This window comes from Sphingomonas sp. UBA978 (genome assembly GCF_002292295.1).
Taxonomy (GTDB): domain Bacteria; phylum Pseudomonadota; class Alphaproteobacteria; order Sphingomonadales; family Sphingomonadaceae; genus Sphingomonas.
In genome coordinates, this window is sequence record NZ_DBBS01000013.1 from 32,322 (window position 1) to 50,564 (window position 18,243).

Consider the following 18,243-nt stretch of genomic DNA (forward strand, 5'->3'; position numbering starts at 1 on the left):
CGGGCCTAAATCACTCGCTTTTGACCGGGGCGAAGCCGCCCAACCCGCGCAGATATTGCATCCTCACGACGCGCTCGGCGGTAGCAGAGCCGACCTCGACGATCGCGCGCTCGACCTTGGGCCGCGACATGCCGAGCTTGCCCTCGCCGGGAAAACCGGCGCCGTCGGAGAAGAAATTGAACTTGTTCCTGCCGTCGCGGTCGTGGGTGACGAGCAGCGCATAGCGCCCGGGATGCGGCACGCGGATGCAGATCGCCACCGCGCCGCTCGCCGGCACCCCCGTCCACACCCGGCGGAACGTCTTGCCCGCGGCGATCAATTTGTCGTCGTCCTCGAGGAAATCCGCCTCGTTCGCCGGATAGAGCTCCAGCTTCAGCCGGCCCTTGCGGTCCTTCAGCCCGGTCACCTCCGCGAGGATCGCCGGGCCGCCGCCGGGACTGCACGCCGCCGCATCGCTGCCGAGGATCTGCGCTGCCGCCGGCGCGGGGATCGTCAGCATCGCCGGCAATGCGATCAGCAACAGCTTCATTCCCGCCTCCGCGTCGCAAGATGGTGGAGGCCGAACAGGACGATCAGCAGCGCATGGACCAGCAGCACCGCCGCCGCGGTGAAGGCGATCAGTTCGGACAGCGCCTGGTCCTGCCCGATCATCAGGATCGCGAAATTGGCGAACAGCAGGTCCTTGTTGGGCAGCAGCGGCAGGCGCGAGAACAGCAGCCGCCCCGCCGACAGGAACAGCCAGGTGCCGATCGCCGCGCTCGGCATCGCCAGCGCCCAGGCGACCGCGAGCAGCAGCGTGCTGAGGATCAGCCGCGCGCAATGCATGCCGAACACCATCCACAGGTCGCGGCGCGGCAGCGAGAAGACCTTGCGGGAAAAGATCAGGAACGGCAGCGACGTGCCGAAGATCACCGCCAGCGATCCGTAGACCAGCCGCATCATGTCGGGCGAGATCAGGTCGCGCCCGACGGGCAGCGCCACCGCGATCATCGCCAGCGTCACCGCATTGCCGGCGATCGCCGACAGGATCGACACGTCCTTGACCGCGCCGAACGGCGCCGCGACCAGTTGCGTCCGCGCCCGTGCCCAGGCGTAGAAATAGGCCTCGCCGGAATAGCCCATCACCACGTCGTTCGCGATCCGCTTCTTGATGAGCGCGACGAGGCCGGACAGCGGGATGCGCCACAGCCGGCGGAAGATGAGGTAGTCGGCCAGCGGCGGCACGAAATAGAGCGCGGCGAAGGCGATGTAGAACAGCGGGTTGCGCGGCGTGGCGCGATTGAGCCCGGCGAGGCCCGAGCTGAGCAGCTCATGCCCCAGCCCCGCCAGCATGGCGAGGGTCACCAGCGCGCCGATGATCGCGGGCCAGCGGCTCTTGATGGTCTTCAAGGGTTGTAGTCCCGCAATGTCGGGGGACGCCGGCACGAAGTCGGTGCGGGGGCGGCCTGGACTATGGTCGATCTGCACCCGTAAATCCGAACGATGAAGGTGGCGCCGCTTAACGTCAAAAGGGCCGCGACGCACATGAAATCGGCTTCATCGGGGTGTCACAGGGGTCGTTGCCGGGGCGGTCGGCGGGGCGGTTTCGCACGCTTTACGGGTAAGCCATTGCACGCACGGCACTTCCCCCGGGCGCGCGTGCGATCACGCCGGTTCCGGTTCGTCCGCTTCGGACTCGCGTTCCGAACTGCGCTCCAGCGCGGTCTTGACCATCGCGGTCATCGGATCGGCGAGCGCGAGGCCGAGGATGCCGAACAGCGCGCTCGCCATGATCTGCGCGCCCAGCGTCAGTGCCGGCGGCAGGTCGACCGTCTTCTTGGCGACGATCGGCAGCAGGACGTAGCCGTCGAAGCCCTGCACGACGATATAGGTGCCGATCGCCCAGAAGCCGACGTCGGTCCCCGCCGAAAAGCCGACCGCGACCATCAGCGCGCCGCTGATGAACGCGCCGATATTGGGGATGAAGGCGAGCAGCCCGGTGAGGATGCCGAGGATCATCGCCATCGGCACGCCGCCGATCGACAGCGCGATCCAGGTCAGGATGCCCTCCGCCAGCATGCCGAGCAGGCGGCCGGCGAGCAGACGGCGGAGCGTCTTGCCCATCCGCTCCATCACCACCGCGAATTCGGCGCGATTGGACCGCGGCACCATCCATTCGACGCCGCGGCGGTACGTGCCCGGGTCCATCGCGACGAACAATCCGATGACGATAATCATGAACATCGTGGTCAGCGCGCCGAAGGCGGTGCCGACCCAGGAGGTGATCCGCCCGACCGAGCTCAACGCCTGGCGCGCGATGCCGCTGACGTCGGAGGCGCCGGGCATCAGCCCCTGCGCGCTCAGCCAGCCGGCGACGCGATTGGCCTGCGATTCCAGCGTGGTGCGCAACTGCGCGAACTGCGCCGACACCTGCACGCCAGTAAGGTAGAAGGTGCCGACCAGAAAGGCGATGGTCAGCACCATGACGATCAGCAGCCGCCAGCCGCGCCCGATCGGCAGCACCTTGCCGAGCAGCCGCACGCCGCCGTCGAGCAGGGCGGCGAACACCAGCCCGGCGAAGATGATGAGCAGCGGCTGGACCAGGATCACCGCCAGCGCGATCCCGCCGGCCAGCCCCAGCCAGACCGTCGCGCGCTTCAGCTCCTGACGGATGAAGGGATCGCGCAGCTCGTTGGGGCTGGGCTCCTGCACGGGCTGCGACGCGCCCATCCTACTTCCCTTCGGCCGGGTGGAGCGACACGCCGGCGCGGCCGGAGCGGAACGAGCCCCACCAGGTGAGCGGGTTCCACCCCGCATCGCCGTCGAGGCTGAAGGTCAGGAATTCGGCGCGGCCACCCAGATTCTCGTACGGCACCGGCCCGCCGAGCCCGAGCTGCGACAGCGAGAAGCGGCTGTCCGCCGACCGGTCGCGATTGTCGCCCATCAGGAAGACGTGGCCGGCGGGGATCTTCACCGTCGCGAAATTGTCGCCGGGGCTGTCCGGCTCCATGTCGACGGTGTCGTAATAGCGGCCGTTGGGCAGCGTCTCGGTGACGATCGGCAGGTGGCAGACATAGCCGCCGCCGGGCGCGGGCCGGCGCGCACCATAATATTCGCTGTCGCTGCACGGGCTGTTGGTGTCGACCGGCAGGTCGACATAATGCATCGGCCCGCGCGCGATCGGCTTGCCGTTGAGGATCACCGTCCCGCCCTGCACCGCCAGCGTGTCGCCGGGCAGGCCGATGACGCGCTTGATATAGTCGTTGCGGGTGCCGGGCGGCGTGACGATGACGACGTCGCCGCGCTCCGGCAGGCTGCCCAGCAGGCGGCCGTGGACGAAGGGGAGGCCGACGCTCCAGCTGTCCTCCTGCTGGCGCAGCACGACGCTGCGGAAGATCGCGACCGGATTGGGGATCGTCGGCGAGACGAAGGACCAGCCATAGGCGAATTTCGACACCACCAGCCGGTCGCCGATCCGCAGCCCCGGCAGCATCGATTCGGACGGGATGTAGAAGGGCTTGGCGACGAAGCTGTGGAAGCCGAGCACGATCAGGATCAGCCAGAAGATGCCCTTGATCTCGCCCCACCAGTCGGTCGTCTTCTTGACGGTGGCCGTCGGCGGAACGGTCCCCGCTTCGCTGGGCTGATTGCCGTCCAACACCGCGTCCTTCATGCCTTGGGATCCGGAATTGCCTCGATAATCACAAAGGCTTGCGCCCAGGGATGATCGTCGGTCAGGGTCAAATGTACGGCCGCGACGTGGCCTTCGGGGATCAACGCGTCAAGCCGTTGCTTGGCCCCGCCGGTCAGCGACAGGGTCGGCGCGCCCGAGGGGGCGTTGACGACGCCGATGTCCTTCATGAACACGCCCGCGCGGAAACCGGTGCCGACCGCCTTGGAAAAGGCCTCCTTGGCGGCGAAGCGCTTGGCGAGCGTCCCCGCCTTGGTAAACGGCCGCCGCGCCGCCTTGGCGCGCTCGTGCGGCGTGAACACCCGCGCCTCGAACCGTTCGCCGAACCGGTCGAGCGACTGCTGGATACGCTCGATGTTGCAGAGGTCGGAGCCGAGGCCGACGATCATACCCCGGGTCCGGCAATGAGACGATGGGTTCGCGCGGAGACGCGGAGACGCGGAGGAGGGGAGAATGAATGGGCCGCGATCGGGGCTCGTGTCGGGTATCGCACCGGAGGCGCTGCCAAAGCAGGCCGGATCGACGGACCGCGACAGCGGCCGCTCCGAACCGGACGGCCGGCCGCACTTTCTTCCCCGCGCCTCCGCGCCGCCGCGCGCAGCACCCTACTCCCTCCCTGCATCGGCGTCTTGGCGAGGCCATCACCCACGCGCCGCATCCATCTCCTCGCGCATCCGCCGCACGGCGTCGCCGAGGCCGACGAACAGCGCCTCGCCGACCAGGAAATGGCCGATGTTGAGTTCGCGCACCTGCGGGATCGCCGCGATCGGACCGACATTGTCGAAGGTCAGGCCATGCCCCGCATGCACCTCGATCCCGTTCTTCGCCGCCAGCGCCGCCGCGTCCGACAGCCGGCGCAGCTCCGCGGTGCGCGCCTCGCCTCCGATCTCCGCGTAACGGCCGGTGTGCAGTTCGACGACCGGTGCACCCAGCCGGATCGCCGCATCGATCTGCGCCGCATCGGGTTCGATGAACAGCGACACGCGGATGCCCGCATCGCGCAATTGCGCGACCAGCGGCGCCAGCCGGGCGAACTGCCCCGCCGCGTCCAGCCCGCCCTCGGTGGTCAGTTCTTCGCGCTTTTCCGGCACGATGCACGCCGCATGCGGGCGATGACGCAATGCGATCGCCAGCATCTCGTCGGTCGCCGCCATTTCGAGGTTGAGCGGGATCGTCAGTCCGGCCGCCAGCCGCGCGATATCGTCGTCGGTGATGTGGCGCCGGTCCTCGCGCAGATGCGCGGTGATGCCGTCCGCCCCCGCCTCGGCGGCGAGCACGCCGGCGCGCACCGGATCGGGATAGCCCGCCCCGCGCGCGTTGCGCACGGTGGCGACATGGTCGATGTTGACGCCGAGGCGCAGCGACCGGCTCACGCCGCGCGGCTGCCCGGCTTGATCGCGGGCACCGCCGCGAGTTCGGGCGGCAGCGCGTCCGCCGCATAGGTCGGCACGTCGAGGCGGATCAGCGAATAGAAGGGCACGCCCAGATCGACGGTGCCGCCCGACCGGTCGACCAGCGAAGCGCCGGCCATCACCGTGCCGCCCGCCGCCTCGATCGCCACGATCGCCTCGCGGCTCGACAGGCCGGTGGTGACGACGTCCTCCATCATCAGCACCGCCTGCCCCGGTTCGAGCCGGAAACCGCGGCGCAGTTCGAAGGTGCCGGTGGGCCGTTCGACGAACATCGCCTCCACCCCCAGCGCGCGCGCCATCTCATGGCCGGCGATCACGCCGCCCATCGCGGGGGACACGACCGCGCTGATCCGCGCCTTGATCTCCGCCGGGATGCGCGCCACCAGCGCCTCCGACAGGCGGGCGCCGCGGCGCGGGTCCATCAGCACGCGGGCGCATTGCAGGTAGCGCGAACTGTGCAGCCCCGACGACAGGATGAAATGCCCCTCCAGCAGGGCATCGGCGGCGCGGAATTCGGCCAGCACGTCGTCGTCGGTCATCGGCGGTCTCGCAAGCAATACGTCGGTCACCGCGGCTCATAGGTTCTCATGACCCGCTCGCCAAGCGGCCCATGCGTCATAAACATATGCGGGCGCTTGAGGCGGACGGCACCCCCGCGTATAGGCCATGGCAAAAGGGGTGCAGTCTTGCGCCCATAACGGCCCGTTCGCCGGGCGGGCGAGGGAATCTGGACGGGGTGACGACACGCATGCGCATGAGGTTCAAGGGGATCGCACTGGCCACCGGGCTGGCGCTGGCAGGACTGGGGGCCGCGTCGCACGCCGCACCCGCTCCGCAAGGCGCCGCCGCACCCGCCGGCGTGTCCAACATCGCCCCCACCACCGCCGGCGCAACCGCGCCCGCCGCCCCCGCCTCGCCGCTGCTCGCGCAGGACGGGGCCCCCGCGATCGCGATCGAACCGGGCGTCGGCCACCCGGTCGACGGTCGCATCGGCATCCAGCCGCAGGTGACGACCAACGGCGAATTCGCCCACTGGTTTCACGATTCGATCCTGTTCCCGCTGATTACCGTCATCAGCGTGTTCGTGCTGCTGCTGCTGATCTATGTCGTGATCCGCTTCCGCAAGGCGGCGAACCCGATCCCGTCGAAGACCAGCCACAATACGGCGATCGAGATCATCTGGACGCTGGCCCCGGTCATCATCCTGGTGCTGATCGCGGTGCCGTCGATCGGGCTGCTTCAGGCGCAGTTCAAGCCCGCCCCGGCCGGCGCGGTGACGCTGAAGGCGATCGGCAACCAATGGTATTGGTCGTATCAATATCCCGATAACGGCGGGTTCGAGATCACCGCCAACATGCTGAAGGAAAAGGACCAGGTCGCCAAGGGCGAGCGGTTCCGCACCGACGCCGACGGTCCCCGCCTGCTCGCCGCCGACAACCGCATCGTGCTGCCGGTCGGCGTGCCGATCCGCCTCATCACCACCTCGCAGGACGTGATCCACAGCTGGGCGGTCCCCGCCTTCTGGATCAAGCTCGACGCGGTGCCGGGCCGGTTGAACGAAACCAGCTTCACCATCGCCAAGCCCGGCCTGTACTTCGGCCAGTGCTCCGAACTGTGCGGCGCGCGCCATGCGTTCATGCCGATCGCGGTGCAGGCGGTGCCCCCGGCGGAATTCGCCGCCTGGGTCCGCGCCAAGGGCGGCACGATGCCGACGCCTGGCACGCCGTCCGACAAGGTCATTCCGCAGCCCGGCGCCGAAGGCTCCGCGGCGAAGGAGGCGCAGGGCAATGCGGCCGACGCCGCCACCGGCCCGGTCGAGAACGTGACCAATGCAGCCCCCACTTCCACGCAGGGTGCGACCGGCAATCCGGCCACCGGCAACGCGGGACAGTAAGATGACCGATACCGCCCTCCATCCCTCCGCATTCGTCGCCCACGACGACCATGCGCATCACGATGCGGACCATAAGCCGGGCTTCTTCGCCCGCTGGTTCATGTCGACCAACCACAAGGACATCGGGACGCTCTACCTGATCTTCGCGATCGTCGCGGGGATCATCGGTGGCGCGATCTCGGGCCTGATGCGCGCCGAGCTGGCGCATCCCGGCATCCAGTATCTGGTCGGCTGGGCCAATTTCCTGCCCGGCGGCGACGGCGGGCTCGACCATGCGCTCCACCTGTGGAACGTGCTCATCACCGCGCACGGCCTCATCATGGTGTTCTTCATGGTGATGCCGGCGATGATCGGCGGCTTCGGCAACTGGTTCGTGCCGATCATGATCGGCGCGCCCGACATGGCGTTCCCGCGCATGAACAACGTGTCGTTCTGGCTGCTGATCCCCGCCTTTTCGCTGCTGCTCGCCTCGCCCTTCTTCGGCGGCGCCGGCACCGGCTGGACGGTCTATGCCCCGCTCTCGACCTATGGCGAGCCGGGGCCGTCGGTGGACATGGCGATCCTGTCGCTCCACCTCGCGGGCGCCTCGTCGATCCTCGGCGCGATCAACTTCATCACGACGATCTTCAACATGCGCGCGCCGGGCATGACGCTGCACAAGATGCCGCTGTTCGTCTGGTCGGTGCTGGTCACCGCCTTCCTGCTGCTGCTCGCGCTGCCGGTGCTCGCCGCGGCGATCACGATGCTGCTCACCGACCGCAACTTCGGCACGACCTTCTTCGATCCGGCCGGCGGCGGCGATCCGATCCTGTACCAGCATCTGTTCTGGTTCTTCGGCCATCCCGAAGTCTACATCATGATCCTGCCGGGCTTCGGCATCGTCAGCCAGATCATCGCGACGTTCAGCCGCAAGCCCGTCTTCGGTTATCTCGGCATGGCCTATGCCATGGTCGCGATCGGCGTCGTCGGCTTCGTCGTCTGGGCGCACCACATGTTCGTCACCGGCCTCAGCGTGAACGTGAAGATGTACTTCACCGCCGCGACGATGGTGATCGCGGTGCCGACCGGCATCAAGATCTTCAGCTGGATCGCGACGATGTGGGGCGGTTCGCTGTCGTTCAAGACGCCGATGGTCTGGGCGATCGGCTTCATCTTCATGTTCACGGTCGGCGGCGTCACCGGCGTCGTGCTCGCCAATGGCGGCATCGACGATTACATGCAGGACACCTATTACGTGGTGGCGCACTTCCACTACGTGCTCAGCCTCGGTGCGGTGTTCGGCCTGTTCGCCGGCTTCTATTACTGGTTCCCGAAGATGTTCGGGAAGATGTACAACGAGCTGCTCGGCCAGCTGCACTTCTGGGTATTCTTCGTCGGCGTGAACGTGCTGTTCTTCCCGATGCACTTCCTCGGCCTGCAGGGCATGCCGCGCCGCTATCCGGACTATCCGGACGCCTATGCGACGTGGAATGCGATGGCGAGCCACGGCTATGAGATCATGGCCGCGGGCATGGCGATCTTCTTCGTCAACGTGATCTGGTCGCTGATCGCGGGTCCGAAGGCGCCGGACAATCCCTGGGGCGAAGGCGCGACGACGCTGGAATGGACGCTGTCCTCGCCGCCGCCGTATCACCAGTTCGAAACGCTGCCGCGGATCGATTGAGGCGGGGCCGAGGCGGACAGCGCCGCTGTCCGCCGGTGCGGGCCTGCCGGCTCGCACGGCCCCGGCCCGGCCGACGTGGCAATGCCGCGAGTCGACGTCATGGGATTCACTCCCATGACGGGCCCGCGACAGACAGACCTCCAGAAGCCCCGGGCCACCCCCGGGGCTTTTTCTTTGCCCGTTCCCACCCATCGGCAATCGTTACGCTTCCGACCATTCCGGTCCCAGTTGCGCCGAACCGTTCGTCGTTAAGCCTGTTCGGTAAGACCCCGATCACCACGGCATGGTAAACATGGGGCACGCGTCACGGGATATCCGCGCGTACGGGGTCGGGGGATCTGCATCAGTGCTGGAAGGTGAACGGACGGACGCCGACGCGTCGGTCGCCCATATCGAGGACAGCGACGGGTCCTGTATCGTGCCGACAGCCGGCGCGGCCCATCCGCTCACGCTCGGCGCAACGATCGCGCCCGCGCTGCTGCTCGCGGCCTGCGGCGGTGGCGAGGGTGGCACCGCGGCCACGCCGTCGGCGAGCGCGCCCGTGGTCGTCGCCCCCGCCGCGATCACCCCGACGCAGGCGAGCCGCTTCCTCGCGCAGGCGACGATGGGCGCCACCCGCCCGATGATCGAGGCCGTCGTCAGCCGCCGCTACGAAGGCTGGATCGACGACCAGTTCGCCCTCCCCCGCGCGACGTCGCACTGGGACTGGCTGGTCGCCAACGGTTATACCGCCGCGACCAACATCAATATCGAGGCCGGCTTCGACGCGACGATGTGGCGCCAGCTGATCGTCGAGCCCGACCAGTTGCGCCAGCGCGTCGGCATGGCGCTGCTCGACCTGCTCGTCGTCGGCATCGGCGGGGTCAATCTCAACTGGAAGCAGTTCGCGACCGCCGCCTATGTCGACGTGCTGCTCGACAATGCGTTCGGCAATTACCGCACGATCCTCGACGCGATCACCACCAATGCGGCGATGGGATCGTTCCTCACCTTCCTCGGCAACCGCAAGGCGAACGCGACCACCGGCGCGCAGCCCGACGAGAATTACGCGCGCGAGCTGATGCAATTGTTCACGCTCGGCCTCTACCAGCTCAATCCGGACGGCAGCGTCAGGACCAGCGGCGGGATGCCGATCGAAACCTACACCCCCGCGGACGTCGCCGGCCTTGCCCGCGTGTTCACCGGATTGAGCCTCGCGACCAACGTCAGCACCACGCCCGATCGCTATCGCCAGCCGCTGGTGATGAACGCCGGGATCAACGAGACGGGCAGCGCCAGCTTCCTCGGCACCTCGACCAGCGGCGGCGGCATGACCGCGGTGAAACAGGCGCTCGACACGATCTTCGCACATCCCAATTTGCCGCCGTTCGTATCGCGGCAGCTGATCCAGCGACTCGTCACCAGCAACCCCAGCGCGGCCTATGTCGGACGCGTGTCGGCGGTGTTCGCCAGCAACGGCGTGGGCGTGCGCGGCGACATGAAGGCCGTCATCAAGGCGATCCTCCTCGACACCGAGGCGCGTAGCGACGATGCGCTCGCCAGCGCCACCGCGGGCAAACTGCGCGAGCCGGTGATGCGGCTGACCGGCTGGGCGCGGATGTTCAAGGTCGGTTCGCCCTCCAATGCCTGGGGCTTCGGCGACACGTCGAGCCAGTCGACCCGGCTCGGCCAGTCGATGGGGCGCAGTGCCACCGTCTTCAACTTCTTCCGCCCCGCCTATGCGCCGCCCGCCAGCGGGATCAGCAACGCCGGCCTCGTCGCGCCCGAATTCCAGATCACCAACGAACAGAGCGTCGTCGCCTACGTCAATTACATGCAGGGCCTTGTCGCCAACGGCACCGGCGATACCAAGGCGGATTATACCGATATCCTCACCAAGGCGGGCGACAGCGCCGCGCTGGTCGACGAGATCAACCTGGTGCTCGCCGCCGGACAGCTGAGCGCGGCGACGGTGACCGCGATCCGCGCCGCCGTCGACAGCGTCGCCACGACCGCGACCAACGGGCCGATCAACCGGGTCGGCATCGCGATCCTGCTGACGCTCGCCTCCCCCGACTTCCTGACGCAGCGGTGATCCCCATGGACATGACCCGAGACGCCTCCCGCCGCGCCTTTCTGAAGCGCTCCGCCGCCCTCGGCGTCGCCGGCGTGGCGACCCCGTTCGTCACCAGCCTCGCCGCGATCGGCGAGGCCGCGGCGGCGACCGCGACCGATTACAAGGCGATGGTCTGCATCTTCCTGTACGGCGGCAACGATTACGCCAACACGCTGCCGCCCTATGATGCCGCCAGCTACGCCCAGTATCAGGCGGCGCGCGCCAATATCGCGCTGACCCGCGAATCGCTGGCGGGGACAATGCTGACCCCGACGATCGGCCTGCCCGGCGGGCAGCAATATGCGCTGGCGCCGACGATGAAGTCGCTGATGCCGCTGTTCGATGCGGGCAAGCTGGCGGTGGCGCTCAACGTCGGCACGCTCGTCCAGCCGACCACCAAGACGCAATATCTGCAGAATGCGGTCAAGCTGCCGCCCAAGCTGTTCAGCCACAACGACCAGCAGAGCTATTTCCAGGCGTCCAATCCCGAAGGCGCGACCAGCGGCTGGGGCGGCCGGATCGGCGACCTGTTCCAGTCGGGCAACGGCGCATCGACGCTGACCTGCATCAACGCCAGCGGCAATGCGATCTATCTGACCGGCAAATCGGCGGTGCAATATGCGATCGGCACCGGCGGGCCGATCCCGCTCATCAACAACGCCACCTCGCTCTACGGCTCGACCACCGCGGCGGCGACGCTGCGCAGCCTGATGACCGGCGGCAACGCCAACCTGTTCGCGAGCGAACACGCCCGCGTCAGCAAGCGCGCGCTCGACACCTACACGCAGGTCAGCGGCGCGCTGGCGAGCGCACCCGCATCGGGGTTCACGCTCTTCCCGACCGGCAACAGCCTCGCCGACCAGCTCAAGATGGTCGCGCGACTGATCTCCGTCTCGTCGGAACTCGGCGCGAAGCGGCAGGTGTTCTTCGTCTCGATCGGCGGGTTCGACCTGCACGACAATCTCGTCGCGCAGCATCCCGGGCTGATCGGCAAGGTCGCCGACGCGATGCGGGCCTTTTACGACACGACCGTCGCGCTCGGCGTCGCGGACAAGGTGACGAGCTTCACCGCCTCCGATTTCGGCCGGACGCTGCAGTCCAACGACGACGGATCGGACCATGGCTGGGGCAGCCACCATTTCGTCATGGGCGGCGCGGTGAAGGGGCGCCGCTTCTACGGCACGCCCCCGGCGATCGGCAACGGCACTCCGGACGACGTCGGCCAGGGTCGGCTGCTGCCGACGACCAGCGTCGACCAATACGCCGCGACGCTGGCAAGCTGGTTCGGCGTCGGGACCGGCGACATGACCACGGTCCTGCCCAACATGGGCAATTACAATCCGTCGAGCTGGAACCTCGGCTTCGTCTAGATCCGGAAACCGGCGGGATTACGCCATCAGCACGGCGCGATAGGCTTCGAAACAGCGCTGGCCGCAACGCAGCCGGATCAGCGCGCCCTCGGCCATCGCGGTCGCGCGGCGGGGGTCCTCGCTCACCGCGGGGCGGATCGCCTCGCGATTCCAATCCTCGCTGTGCTTGATGTCGAGCACCGCGTGCAGGTCGAAATAGCGGCGCTCCTTGTCGGAGAAGCCCAACCGGCGCAGTCCCCGGGCGGTCGCGGCCGAACGATCGGGCGCGGTCAATTCGATCACGCCGAGCGCGCCGACCGAATGCCATGCATAGCGGCGGCTGGTCGCCATCGCCGTCATCGCATTGGCAAGGCACAGGCTCTGCCACAGGGTGTTCTCGATCACCGGGTCGACGGCGAGCGTCTCGACCAGCGCGTCGAGCATCGGCCCGTGCATGCCCTTCGCGTTGCCGCGGCCCATCTCGTCCCAGTAATTGCGCGCCAGTTCGAGCTTGGGCAGCGTCGGCAGCTTGACCTGCGTCATCGCGACGAGATCGTCGAACCCCGCCTCGCCCGCCGCTTCCTGTTCGAAGAACCAGCGCAGCTGGTCGAGGTTCGCGACGTCCGCCAGCCACGGGAACAGCGCGTCATGCTGGCCGGGGCCGCTCGCCTTCAGGTCCTCGAACCAAGCGATAAAGCCCTCGACGTCGGTCGGAGCCGCGGCCGCTTCGGCGCGCACCTCCTCGCGCAGCTCTTCCAGAAAGCCGCCCTCGAGGCGCTGCATGCGCACGTCGCGGTCGAGCACGCGCTGCCAGTCGGCGGTCGGGAACGTCGGTTCGAGCCGCTCGCGATTCCAGTGCGCCAGACCGCGCTGGAAACTGTCGGTCAGAAACTGCGACGCCTGCACATCGGCGCCGGCGATACGGGTGGCCATCGTCTTCTCCCTCGTGGGGCAAGCTAACCGCTTGATCCGCCGTTCGTTCCCGCCCCGGCCGAGTCGGTTGACGTCGATCAGCACGATAGGACACCCGCGGTGCGGCGCCCTTCCCCCCGCCCCCCGCCACGCGTATAGCGCCATGGATATGACGGTCGCGACGCCCCTTCTCCCCCCCGCCGACTGGCGCGACTTCCTGGCGTTGACCAAGCCGCGGGTGATGACGCTCGTCGTGTTCACCGGCCTGTGCGGCATGCTGGCGGCGCCGGTCGGCATCCACCCGGTGATCGGCTTCACCGCGATCCTGTGCATCGCGCTCGGCGCGGGCGCGGCGGGGGCGCTCAACCAATGGTATGAGGCGGACCTCGACGCCAAGATGCGGCGGACGCAGAAGCGGCCGCTGCCCGACGGGCGGATGGACCGGCAGGCGGCGCTGCATTTCGGCGTCGGCCTCGCCGCCTTTTCGGTCATCCTGATGTTCGTCGCGGTGAACGTCGCCGCGGCGGCGATCCTGACCGTCTCGATCCTGTTCTACGTCCTGATCTACACCGTCTGGCTGAAGCGCCGGACGCCGCAGAACATCGTAATCGGCGGTGCCGCCGGCGCGTTTCCGCCGCTGATCGGCTGGGCGGCGGCGACGGGCGACGTCGCGCTGCTGCCGCTGCTGCTGTTCGGGCTCGTCTTCCTGTGGACGCCGCCGCATTTCTGGGCGCTCGCGCTGTTCGTGAAGACCGATTATGCCAATGCCGGCGTGCCGATGCTGCCCGTCGTCGCGGGCGAGCGGGTGACGCGCCACCATGTCGGGCTCTACACCATTCCGATGGCGATCGCCGCGATCGCGCCCTGGCCGCTCGGCCTCACCGGTCCGATCTACGGCGGGGTCGCCACCGTCACCACCGCGGTGTTCGCCGCGCTCGCGTTGCGCGTCGCGACGCGCACCACCCAAGTCGACGACACGATGAAGCCGGAGAAGCGCTTGTTCAGCTATTCGATCCTCTACCTCTTCGTGGTGTTCGGCGCGCTGGTCGTCGACCGCTGGGTGTTCGCATGACGCCGGACGAACAGGACCTGATCCGCCGCCGCCAGAAATCGCGGGCGATCGTCATGGCGCTGCTGCTCGGCGCGTTCGTGATCCTGATCTTCGCGGTCGCGATCGTGAAGATCCGCGAAGGGATGATGTGACGCCCGCCGCCCCCTCGACGCGCCGCCAGCTGCGCACCGCGCTGTTTGCGGTGATCGGCATCTGCTTCATGACCGGCGTCGCCTGGGCGAGCATCCCGCTCTACCGGCTCTTCTGTCAGGTCACCGGCCTCAACGGCACGACGCAGCGCGGGCTGGAGGCGCCGGGCGCGGTCAACAGGCTGATCCGCATCGATTTCGACAGCAACGTCGCCCCCGGCATGAAATGGCGCTTCCGCCCGGAGGCAGGGTCGGAAACGGTGAAGATCGGCGCGCGCGACATGGCGTTCTTCACCGCCACCAACACCGACACCAGACCGGTCACCGGCACCGCGACGTTCAACGTCACGCCCAGCCAGGCGGGCAAATATTTCACCAAGATCCAGTGTTTCTGCTTCACCCAGCAGACGCTGCAGCCCGGCGAGACGCAGCGCATGCCGGTCATCTTCTTCGTCGATCCGAAGATCATGGACGACCCCGACGCGCGCGATGTCGAGACGATCACGCTCTCCTATACGTTTTACCCGGTGGATTCCGCGAAAACGGCGGGCTAGAGCTGGATCAAGAGGATAAGAACAGGGAAACGACATGGCCGGCGCCAAGAACCACGATTACCACATCCTGCCCCCCAGCATCTGGCCGCTGTTCGGATCGCTGTCGGCGCTGGTGATGGCGTCCGGCGCGATCATGTGGATGCATGGCGGCCATCTGTCCGCCGACAAGGCGAACGGCGGCGGCTGGATCTTCTTCGCCGGCCTCGCGGGCGTGCTGTTCACGATGTACAGCTGGTGGGCCGAGGTGGTGCGCGAGGCGCATCACGGCGACCACACCCCGGTCGTCCAGCTCCACTTCCGCTACGGCATGATCCTGTTCATCGCCTCCGAAGTCATGTTCTTCGTCGGCTGGTTCTGGGCGTTCTTCGACTTTTCGCTGTTCCCGACCGCGATGAGCTTCGTCGACGGCCAGGTCGAGCGCGCCGCCGAGGGCGCGACCGCGATCGCCGCGCAATGGCCGCCCAAGGGGCTGGAGGTCATCAACGCCTTCGAACTGCCGCTGCTCAACACGCTGATCCTGCTGACCAGCGGCACTACCGTGACCTGGGCGCACCATGCGCTGATCCACAACCAGCGCGGCGGCGAGAAGACCGGCCTGTGGGGGCTGCTGGGCGTCGGCAATCGCGACGGCGTGCTCAAGGGGCTGTGGCTGACGGTGGCGCTCGGCCTGCTGTTCAGCAGCATCCAGGCATATGAATACATGCACGCGCCCTTCCCCTTCAAGGGGCTGAACTATGGCGCTGCCTTCTTCATGGCGACCGGCTTCCACGGCTTCCATGTGCTGATCGGCACGATCTTCCTGATTGTCTGCCTGATCCGCGCCTATAAGGGCGAATTCACCCCGCGGCAGCATTTCGGTTTCGAGGCCGCCGCCTGGTACTGGCATTTCGTCGACGTGGTGTGGCTGTTCCTGTTCGTCACCGTCTATGTCTGGGGTGGCTGGGGCGCACCGGTCCACGGCGGCTGATCGTTACGATATGACGGGCGTCGCGCATGACTGATCCGACGCCCGTCACCCCGGCGGCAGCGACGCCGTCGCCCGGGGCAGCGATGCCCTCCATCGTCCAGGCAGGGCTGCGCGGCCTGTGTCCGCGCTGCGGCCGCCCCACCTTGTTTGCCAAGGCAATCAAGTTCGCCGATCGTTGCCCGTCCTGCGGGCTAGACTTCACGCAGTTCAACGTCGGCGACGGGCCGGCGGCGTTCCTGACCTTGATCCTCGGTACGCTCGTCGTCGCGGGCGCGATCACGCTCGAACTGACGCTGCACCCGCCGCTGTGGCTGCACATGCTGATCTGGATTCCGGTGACGCTCGCCGGCGTGGTCTGGTCGCTCCGCATCGCCAAGGGCGCGCTGATGTCCGCCGAATATCGCAACGCCGCGCGCGAGGGGCGGATCGACCCGCAGGGGCCGGACGCCACGCCATGAAGCGTATCCCGATCGTCCCGACGATCGTCGTCACCCTCGCGGTGGCGGCGATGATCGCCCTCGGCCTGTGGCAGCTGCTCGATCGCGCGCCGAAAAAGGCCGCCTATATCGCGCAGCTCGCGGCGAACCCGGAACGGCCGCCGATCGCCTTCCCGACCATCCCCGACGAACGCCTGCTGTTCCGCCGCGCATCGGGCCTGTGCCTGACCCCGGTCGAGCAGCGGCTCGCCGGCGCCGGCGCGGCCGGGTTCCGCCTGATCGTCACCTGCCGCACCGGCGCCGGGGGGGCAGGAATGATCGTCCAGCTCGGCACCACGCCCGATCCCAAATTCAAGGGCCGGTGGCAAGGCGGCCCGGCCAGCGGCTTCATCAGCCACGCCCCCGATTCGCGTTCGCTGATCGGGTCGCTGTTCGACCGCAGCCCTCAGCGGCTGATGCTCGTCGCGGATACGCCTGCGATCGGATTGGGCGCGAACGGCAGGCCCGATCTGTCGTCGGTGCCCAACAACCATCTGTCCTATGCGGTGCAATGGTTCCTGTTCGCCGCCATCGCCGCGGTGATCTATGTGCTGGCGGTGCGGCGACGGGGCTGAGCGTGCGACAGCCGGACCTTGGCCGCGCCCAAGGAAACCCGCCGTTGCCCCTTGCGCCTATGGCCGCTACCCAGCCGCGATGCGCTATGTCAGCACCCGCGGGGCCGCGCCCGCCCTCGACTTCCGTGACGTCACCCTCGCCGGGCTGGCGTCGGACGGCGGCCTTTATCTGCCCGAGGCATGGCCCGGCCTCAGCCGCGACCAGATCGCCGGCCTCGCCAACCTGTCCTATGTCGACACCGCGGTCGCGGTGATGACGCCCTTCGTCGGCGATGCGCTCACGGCCGACGAGCTCAAGGACCTGTGCACCCGCGCCTATGGCCGCTTCAGCCATGCCGCGGTGACGCCGCTGGTCCAGCTCGATCACGACCAGTGGCTGCTCGAACTGTTCCACGGCCCGACGCTGGCGTTCAAGGACGTCGCGCTGCAGCTGCTCGGCCTGCTGTTCGAGAAATTCCTGACCGGCACCGACACGCATCTGACCATCGTCGGCGCGACCAGCGGCGACACCGGCTCCGCCGCGATCGACGCGATCGCGGGGCGGCAGGGCGTCGACATCTTCATGCTCCACCCCGCGGGCCGGGTGTCGGACGTGCAGCGCCGGCAGATGACGACGGTGCTCGCCCCCAACGTCCACAATATCGCGATCGACGGTGATTTCGACACCGCGCAGGCGCTGGTGAAGCGGATGTTCAACGATCCCGGCTTCTCCGGCACCTTCGCGCTGTCGGCGGTCAATTCGATCAACTGGGCGCGGCTGATGGCGCAGGTGGTCTATTATTTCTATGCCGCGGTCCGCCTCGGTGCGCCCGACCGCGCCGTCGCCTTCTCCGTCCCGACGGGGAATTTCGGCGACGTCTTCGCCGGTTACGTCGCGGCGAAGATGGGCCTGCCGGTCGCGAAGCTGATCGTCGCGACCAACGTCAACGACATCCTCCACCGCGCGCTCTCGGCGGGCGACTATAGCAAGGGCGTCGTCCAGCAGACGCCGACGCCGTCGATGGACATCCAGGTCAGCTCCAATTTCGAGCGGCTGCTGTTCGACCTCGGCGCGCGCGACGGCGCCGCGCTGGCGGCGCAGATGCAGGGCTTCGAATCGTCGGGCGCGATGCGGCTGACCAATGCGCAGCACACCGGCGCGGATCTGTTCGCCAGCGACCGCGTCGATCTCGACGACATGACGCTGGCGATGCGCTGGGCGCATGAGCGCGCCGGCGAGGTGATCGACCCGCATACCGCGATCGCGCTCGCCGCGGCGCGGCGCCACGAGAGCGACGTGCCGGTGGTGACGCTCGCCACCGCGCATCCCGCCAAGTTCCGCGACGCGGTCGAGCGTGCCACGGGGCAGCGGCCGGCGCTGCCCGGCCGGATCGGCGATCTGTTCGACCGCGAGGAACGCTTCGCCAGCCTGCCCGGCACGTTCGAGGCGGTCACCGCCTATATCGCCGCGCGCGCGGTGCCGCGGGGCTGATCGCG

The 18,243-nt window shown here is 68.1% G+C and carries 19 protein-coding genes; 11 read left to right on the plus strand and 8 right to left on the minus strand.

Going from position 1 to position 18,243, the window contains the following annotated elements:
* Positions 1-10: 10 nt before the first annotated feature.
* The 7 genes from B2515_RS06010 to pyrE form a co-directional block, all read right to left on the minus strand.
* Complete coding sequence (locus B2515_RS06010) at positions 11-529, minus strand: DUF2141 domain-containing protein (RefSeq protein ID WP_293874800.1); 519 nt, start codon at positions 527-529, stop codon at positions 11-13.
* Complete coding sequence (locus B2515_RS06015; protein WP_293874802.1) at positions 526-1,389, minus strand: hypothetical protein; 864 nt, start codon at positions 1,387-1,389, stop codon at positions 526-528. Before B2515_RS06015 ends, B2515_RS06010 begins: the two co-directional genes overlap by 4 nt.
* Before the next feature lie 255 nt (positions 1,390-1,644).
* Positions 1,645-2,709 (minus strand): AI-2E family transporter, encoded by a 1,065-nt coding sequence (locus B2515_RS06020; RefSeq protein WP_293874804.1) that lies wholly within the window; start codon positions 2,707-2,709, stop codon positions 1,645-1,647.
* Position 2,710: 1 nt separating this feature from the next.
* Entirely contained in the window at positions 2,711-3,652 is a 942-nt protein-coding gene (gene lepB, locus B2515_RS06025) for a signal peptidase I (protein ID WP_293874805.1), read from the minus strand.
* The gene (gene acpS, locus B2515_RS06030) at positions 3,649-4,059 is read right to left on the minus strand and encodes a holo-ACP synthase (protein WP_293874806.1); all 411 of its coding nucleotides are present in this window, start codon (positions 4,057-4,059) and stop codon (positions 3,649-3,651) included. Before acpS ends, lepB begins: the two co-directional genes overlap by 4 nt.
* Positions 4,060-4,311: 252 nt before the next feature.
* Positions 4,312-5,043 carry a pyridoxine 5'-phosphate synthase gene (locus tag B2515_RS06035; RefSeq protein ID WP_293874807.1) on the minus strand — a complete coding sequence of 244 codons (732 nt, stop codon included), beginning with the start codon at positions 5,041-5,043 and terminating at the stop codon, positions 4,312-4,314.
* The gene (pyrE, locus tag B2515_RS06040; RefSeq protein WP_293874809.1) at positions 5,040-5,621 is read right to left on the minus strand and encodes an orotate phosphoribosyltransferase; all 582 of its coding nucleotides are present in this window, start codon (positions 5,619-5,621) and stop codon (positions 5,040-5,042) included. The genes B2515_RS06035 and pyrE overlap by 4 nt, the downstream gene beginning before the upstream one ends.
* Before the next feature lie 215 nt (positions 5,622-5,836).
* Here pyrE and coxB point away from each other — a divergent pair, with 215 nt between their 5' ends.
* The 4 genes from coxB (at position 5,837) to B2515_RS06060 (ending at position 12,104) form a co-directional block, all read left to right on the plus strand.
* Positions 5,837-6,976 (plus strand): cytochrome c oxidase subunit II, encoded by a 1,140-nt coding sequence (gene coxB, locus B2515_RS06045; protein WP_414711366.1) that lies wholly within the window; start codon positions 5,837-5,839, stop codon positions 6,974-6,976.
* Position 6,977: 1 nt separating this feature from the next.
* The gene (gene ctaD, locus B2515_RS06050; protein ID WP_293874813.1) at positions 6,978-8,639 is read left to right on the plus strand and encodes a cytochrome c oxidase subunit I; all 1,662 of its coding nucleotides are present in this window, start codon (positions 6,978-6,980) and stop codon (positions 8,637-8,639) included.
* A gap of 346 nt (positions 8,640-8,985) precedes the next feature.
* The gene (locus tag B2515_RS06055; RefSeq protein WP_293874816.1) at positions 8,986-10,713 is read left to right on the plus strand and encodes a DUF1800 domain-containing protein; all 1,728 of its coding nucleotides are present in this window, start codon (positions 8,986-8,988) and stop codon (positions 10,711-10,713) included.
* 11 nt (positions 10,714-10,724) lie between these two features.
* Positions 10,725-12,104 carry a DUF1501 domain-containing protein gene (locus B2515_RS06060; protein WP_349676234.1) on the plus strand — a complete coding sequence of 460 codons (1,380 nt, stop codon included), beginning with the start codon at positions 10,725-10,727 and terminating at the stop codon, positions 12,102-12,104.
* Between the two features lie 18 nt (positions 12,105-12,122).
* Here B2515_RS06060 and B2515_RS06065 read toward each other — a convergent pair whose 3' ends face one another.
* Entirely contained in the window at positions 12,123-13,016 is an 894-nt protein-coding gene (locus B2515_RS06065; protein WP_293874820.1) for an iron-containing redox enzyme family protein, read from the minus strand.
* A gap of 148 nt (positions 13,017-13,164) precedes the next feature.
* Between B2515_RS06065 and B2515_RS06070 the strand changes: the two genes are divergently transcribed.
* The 7 genes from B2515_RS06070 (at position 13,165) to thrC (ending at position 18,238) form a co-directional block, all read left to right on the plus strand.
* Positions 13,165-14,067, plus strand: coding sequence for a heme o synthase (locus B2515_RS06070; RefSeq protein ID WP_293874823.1), 903 nt, complete (start codon positions 13,165-13,167; stop codon positions 14,065-14,067).
* Positions 14,064-14,198, plus strand: coding sequence for a hypothetical protein (locus B2515_RS06075; protein ID WP_293874826.1), 135 nt, complete (start codon positions 14,064-14,066; stop codon positions 14,196-14,198). The genes B2515_RS06070 and B2515_RS06075 overlap by 4 nt, the downstream gene beginning before the upstream one ends.
* Positions 14,195-14,749: a cytochrome c oxidase assembly protein gene (locus tag B2515_RS06080; protein WP_293874829.1), complete on the plus strand. Its 555-nt coding sequence runs from the start codon at positions 14,195-14,197 to the stop codon at positions 14,747-14,749. Before B2515_RS06075 ends, B2515_RS06080 begins: the two co-directional genes overlap by 4 nt.
* Before the next feature lie 34 nt (positions 14,750-14,783).
* Positions 14,784-15,716: a cytochrome c oxidase subunit 3 gene (locus B2515_RS06085; RefSeq protein WP_293874831.1), complete on the plus strand. Its 933-nt coding sequence runs from the start codon at positions 14,784-14,786 to the stop codon at positions 15,714-15,716.
* A gap of 26 nt (positions 15,717-15,742) precedes the next feature.
* A complete protein-coding gene (locus tag B2515_RS06090) occupies positions 15,743-16,174 on the plus strand; it encodes a DUF983 domain-containing protein (protein ID WP_414711367.1) in 432 nt (143 codons plus the stop codon).
* Positions 16,171-16,767 (plus strand): SURF1 family protein, encoded by a 597-nt coding sequence (locus B2515_RS06095; protein WP_293874834.1) that lies wholly within the window; start codon positions 16,171-16,173, stop codon positions 16,765-16,767. Before B2515_RS06090 ends, B2515_RS06095 begins: the two co-directional genes overlap by 4 nt.
* 79 nt (positions 16,768-16,846) lie before the next feature.
* Positions 16,847-18,238: a threonine synthase gene (thrC, locus tag B2515_RS06100; protein WP_293874837.1), complete on the plus strand. Its 1,392-nt coding sequence runs from the start codon at positions 16,847-16,849 to the stop codon at positions 18,236-18,238.
* The last annotated feature ends 5 nt before the right edge of the window (positions 18,239-18,243 follow it).

Coding starts and splice junctions, on each gene's coding strand:
- B2515_RS06065 (WP_293874820.1), bottom strand. CDS start 13,016: ATGGCCACCCGTATCGCCGGCGCCGATGTGCAGGCGTCGCAGTTTCTG.
- B2515_RS06020 (WP_293874804.1), bottom strand. CDS start 2,709: ATGGGCGCGTCGCAGCCCGTGCAGGAGCCCAGCCCCAACGAGCTGCGC.
- thrC (WP_293874837.1), top strand. CDS start 16,847: ATGCGCTATGTCAGCACCCGCGGGGCCGCGCCCGCCCTCGACTTCCGT.
- coxB (WP_414711366.1), top strand. CDS start 5,837: ATGAGGTTCAAGGGGATCGCACTGGCCACCGGGCTGGCGCTGGCAGGA.
- B2515_RS06010 (WP_293874800.1), bottom strand. CDS start 529: ATGAAGCTGTTGCTGATCGCATTGCCGGCGATGCTGACGATCCCCGCG.
- B2515_RS06095 (WP_293874834.1), top strand. CDS start 16,171: ATGAAGCGTATCCCGATCGTCCCGACGATCGTCGTCACCCTCGCGGTG.
- acpS (WP_293874806.1), bottom strand. CDS start 4,059: ATGATCGTCGGCCTCGGCTCCGACCTCTGCAACATCGAGCGTATCCAG.
- B2515_RS06090 (WP_414711367.1), top strand. CDS start 15,743: ATGACTGATCCGACGCCCGTCACCCCGGCGGCAGCGACGCCGTCGCCC.
- lepB (WP_293874805.1), bottom strand. CDS start 3,652: ATGAAGGACGCGGTGTTGGACGGCAATCAGCCCAGCGAAGCGGGGACC.
- B2515_RS06075 (WP_293874826.1), top strand. CDS start 14,064: ATGACGCCGGACGAACAGGACCTGATCCGCCGCCGCCAGAAATCGCGG.
- pyrE (WP_293874809.1), bottom strand. CDS start 5,621: ATGACCGACGACGACGTGCTGGCCGAATTCCGCGCCGCCGATGCCCTG.
- B2515_RS06060 (WP_349676234.1), top strand. CDS start 10,725: ATGACCCGAGACGCCTCCCGCCGCGCCTTTCTGAAGCGCTCCGCCGCC.
- B2515_RS06070 (WP_293874823.1), top strand. CDS start 13,165: ATGACGGTCGCGACGCCCCTTCTCCCCCCCGCCGACTGGCGCGACTTC.
- B2515_RS06085 (WP_293874831.1), top strand. CDS start 14,784: ATGGCCGGCGCCAAGAACCACGATTACCACATCCTGCCCCCCAGCATC.
- ctaD (WP_293874813.1), top strand. CDS start 6,978: ATGACCGATACCGCCCTCCATCCCTCCGCATTCGTCGCCCACGACGAC.